The sequence below is a fragment of the Vibrio sp. AND4 genome, assembly GCF_000171815.1.
Classification (GTDB): Bacteria; Pseudomonadota; Gammaproteobacteria; order Enterobacterales; family Vibrionaceae; genus Vibrio.
This window is the reverse complement of sequence record NZ_ABGR01000065.1, coordinates 1-3,876: the sequence shown is the minus strand read 5'-3', so window position 1 is coordinate 3,876 and position 3,876 is coordinate 1. Positions and strand designations below refer to the sequence as shown.

4 protein-coding genes are annotated in these 3,876 nt (G+C 39.6%); 1 reads left to right on the top strand and 3 read right to left on the bottom strand.

Annotated elements, in window-relative coordinates; translation table 11 throughout:
- Positions 1-257 (top strand): cell envelope integrity TolA C-terminal domain-containing protein (locus tag AND4_RS18375; protein WP_009844488.1); only part of this gene is annotated, 257 nt, incomplete at its 5' end.
- 100 nt (positions 258-357) lie between these two features.
- On the opposite strand, the gene AND4_RS18370 is transcribed toward AND4_RS18375, so the two are convergent.
- The 3 genes from AND4_RS18370 to AND4_RS18360 all read right to left on the bottom strand — a co-directional run.
- Complete coding sequence (locus tag AND4_RS18370; RefSeq protein WP_009844487.1) at positions 358-1,350, bottom strand: DUF1848 domain-containing protein; 993 nt, start codon at positions 1,348-1,350, stop codon at positions 358-360.
- Positions 1,343-2,170 (bottom strand): hypothetical protein, encoded by an 828-nt coding sequence (locus AND4_RS18365; RefSeq protein WP_144017067.1) that lies wholly within the window; start codon positions 2,168-2,170, stop codon positions 1,343-1,345. The genes AND4_RS18370 and AND4_RS18365 overlap by 8 nt, the downstream gene beginning before the upstream one ends.
- 596 nt (positions 2,171-2,766) lie before the next feature.
- The coding region (locus tag AND4_RS18360; protein ID WP_009844485.1) for a zonular occludens toxin domain-containing protein at positions 2,767-3,876 on the bottom strand (1,110 nt) is incomplete at its 5' end.

The window sequence follows — 3,876 nt, the reverse complement described above, 5'->3', positions numbered from 1 at the left end:
GAGAGACCATATCTGCGATTAATGATAGGATTAGTAGTGAGGTCAACCAACTTAGGCCATTTAAAAATGAGCAGAAATGCATCTTAAACATAGAGCTAGACAAGTGGGGCAAAATTACTAGTGTCAAGCCTCTTGAGAAGAATGATTTTTGTTTTGGCTTAGTAGGCCACATTTGGAAGATTGACCAGTTCCGTATTCCGCTAACTAAAGAAGTCTATAAATCGTTAAAAAGCTTTAATATACGTTTTTCTGATTAAAAAATAGGGCTCCAAGAGGGGCCTTATCATTAAAGTCTCGTAATCAAACTAATAAATCATTTACTAGATTTCATTTCTAGTAATTATATAAGAACCTATGCTAGAAAAATAATTTTCCTTGAATCGGTATTTCATCTTTTTTGTATTTTTTAAATTGCCTATGAATGGCTATCTTTTCTTTATACTCTTCATCTTCTCCTAATAAAAATGCGCTATGTCGGTTATGAATTTTAAAATTATTCTTTGCTTTTTCATGATTATTGGTTGCATAACAATATTGGCAACCATGAAGACAAGTTTCATACATGCCTATATCTCGGCTGACGACACAACCACATTCCTTTCTTTGACCCATATCTTTTGTAGAAGAAATATCAAAACCAAGTATCCGACTAATTAAGTTGTCATCAATACATTTACCATGATTAATATTATATATACTTAGGTTTATATCTTCTGCACAACTCTCAATAATTAATGAATTATCTTTTGCAATTTTAGAGAATTCAACCAATAGTTTTGATAATTGAATAGGGTGGTTAATAATGTCATCATAGGTAAGTCCGTCAACTTTATTTAAGTTGACTTTTGCTTTACGATAGTCCAAATCAGCAAAACTAATAACAACACGCTCACAGTAACCATTTAATTCTGATGCTATTTTCTTAAAAAGGCGAACATGCTCTTTAATTGGTGTACGATTTGTGAGAATAATTGGGTCATATCGCCAAATTACTCTTTCCTTGCCAATACGTTTGGATAAAGCTTTAAATGTTTCGATTGATTTTAGAGGGTGTTGATTATTAGCCTCAAGTGGAGCCATATAACCCGTAATTGTAAACTGAAAATAATAACTGTAGCCTTTTTTATCTAAGTAATCTAAATGCTTCATCAAAGGTTTAGGGTTTCTAGTCCAAAATACAAGACAAAGAACATTTTCTGGTGATAGATCAATTAATGATACTTGATTGTATTTAAAAGGGTTCCTTGTCAATACAACTTCTTCTCTAATTCGCTCCATAAACCATGGAGCGTAAAATGCAGGTATATCAGTTTTTCTACTTACACTAATAATCTGTTTATTTCTAAACAATTTGCGATACCTCTCCGATGTGATGATAACCTTTATTATTTATATTCTTCACAGCAATAAAGTTACAACTTCCAGTGTTACATCTATTATTTCTACACATATCTCTTACTTTATAATCTCTATAATTTATAAACTCAGTCACATTGGGGGCACTATCCTCAACTAATCTGATTTGCAATCCAGCATTTTTAATTATATCCATCATAGCATCGATCCGTTCAGAACCTAAATTGAGTTGTGAGTTAGAAGATTTAGATGAGTGCACATGTCCACATAAAACATAAAAGTTATTCTTGTTAAGCATAACTAATCGGTCAGCAAAACTTTTTAAAGAATTCTTGGGAATGTCCGTTATGGATCTTGGGAAAATCACAATGTCTGCGGAAGATACAATGCTATCATCAATATTATCGATTCCATAGTCATGATAACTGACACCAGATTCATTCGTACATATACGATCATCCCAGTGAACATTATCTACTCCGTTGTAAACAACATCTACATTGTTAAAAACTTTCTTTGCTGCATTTAGATCTATTCCAGCTCCACACCCTATAGATAATATATTTAAAACACTTTTCTGATTAAGAGTAGATGACAATTGTTTTAATTTTTCATAGAGATTTATGTAATCCAATTCATATGCTTGTACATACTTCAAAAGGTAAGCCTTTTGAAAAAGAGTATCCGAATACTGGTTAGATGTGAACCCGCATGGTTGTGCCATATTACTAATGTTACATGTTTGATTTGTATGAGGTGATCTTTTCACCAAGGAAGAAAATTCGGTTTCTAATTTTGTCAGATACGCATCCATTGAATAACCCTTTTTTATTCTATATTTCACATTGCACCAACTGGGCATTTAGCCCTTCTTTTAGCTGTCCATTGTGCAATCTCATGCATTTCGTCTCAAACAAGATACTTTATGGTTTCAACAAGATAATTTAGTTGCATATAGGGCAGCTTATCTATCTGATTTGAGGCTTGGTCAGCGGAAGCCTTGAGGCATGGTGGAATTTACCCCCGTAATACAGATACGGGGGTTTGGCCTCCCGCCGCGCGTCGCGCAATCGTCCTAGTTCGTCCTCACTTGCTCCGCGCTCTCGTCGGCTGTTGAAACAATAGACATAGGAAAGCCTTGCTCGGCACTCGCAAAGCTTTGTTGTTGAACGTTCTGGTGCGTTCCAGTTGGTTTACGTGCCTTTGGTGTGGTGATGCTCTGCGAGGCTTATTCTGGCAGGAAGAGGGGTGTTTATTTCCAATTTGGGCTTGGGCAGTTAGTGACACTCGCCAGTCTAGGCAAGTGCCACGGATAACCTATGGTGGGTGGCTCGGTGCCTCGTCGTCGCTTCGCAACTCCTTATATCTCGGTGACTCCCTTCGGTCGGGGCGATGCCCACCAAGATCGCGTTAGCCCTCATCGTCTCCAAATAGACCACCCATAGGTTTGAGTTCGATATCTTGTTCTTGCACCTGCGCGTATTGCTCATAAGGGGAGCAGGTCACGTAGAAATTAGAGTCCCCGCTAGACAGCTGCACTAGGCAATCGTCTAGATAGTTCATTTGAATTCCAAGCTTCTTTAGAAACGAGTCATCGAGATAGCTAACACCTCTCGGCGTTACGACCTCAAAATGGACACTCACTCGGATTGAATTAGGTCTATGCCAGCGTTCCACCGCAGACACATAGATGGTTTCGGAGTTGGCCAGAGGAAACCATTCGGGGACCGCGCCTATGTCATGATAAGCCCTAGACTCGCAATCAGTGCCCGAACAATCAACACCACCAGAACCCACGCCAGAATGAGACGCAGAGCCTTGGTTATAGCGCGCTTGACCGTGTGAAGACGATACCGAATTTTGCTGCGTAGTTTGATTAGGCTGCGTTCCTGCCTCAGTTGACGCCTCAGAACCAGAAACCATATTAATAAGTGCATAGATGATGTACCCCAATGAAAGCACGACCAGTGCCATAGCTGCTAAGAATTTAGGATTAAGGAAGACGTTTTTCCCAAGACCCGCCTTGGTGATTTGGCCCGTAACGGTGGAGGCGTAGAGCAAGTGAACATCAAGCGGCACCTTAAGGTTATAAACTACATCGTCTTTGCTGGGTTTGGTGACGGTTCGCGTTGGGTCATGTTCTAAGATTCGAGGCTTACGATTGGAGAAAAAGACCCCGTCTTTACCTTTGTGCTGTTTGGCCAACTCGGCAACACCTTTTAACTCTTTGGGAACTTGGGCGAAGTCGGGCGTTAATAAGACGATGTCCCAGTTGTAATGCCGGTGCTCCATAAATGCATTGTTGAAGTTCTCAGGGTAGATAATCCGCCCTTGCTCATCAAAGCGTGTGCGTTGGCAATCGTCTATTTCACCGTTATCAAGCGATGAAGTGTCCACGGTCAGCCAACGAGAATGAAACAGCTCAGAGAAGCCCTCCGGTAGATGGGATTCAAAGTCACTGAAAGGGCGCTTATGGATGTTGGCCATCTTAAACCCTGCATTGACAGAGAAGATTTGCTG

Excerpts from the sequence above, each read along its gene's own strand:
- AND4_RS18365 (WP_144017067.1), bottom strand. The coding sequence starts at position 2,170 with ATGGATGCGTATCTGACAAAATTAGAAACCGAATTTTCTTCCTTGGTG.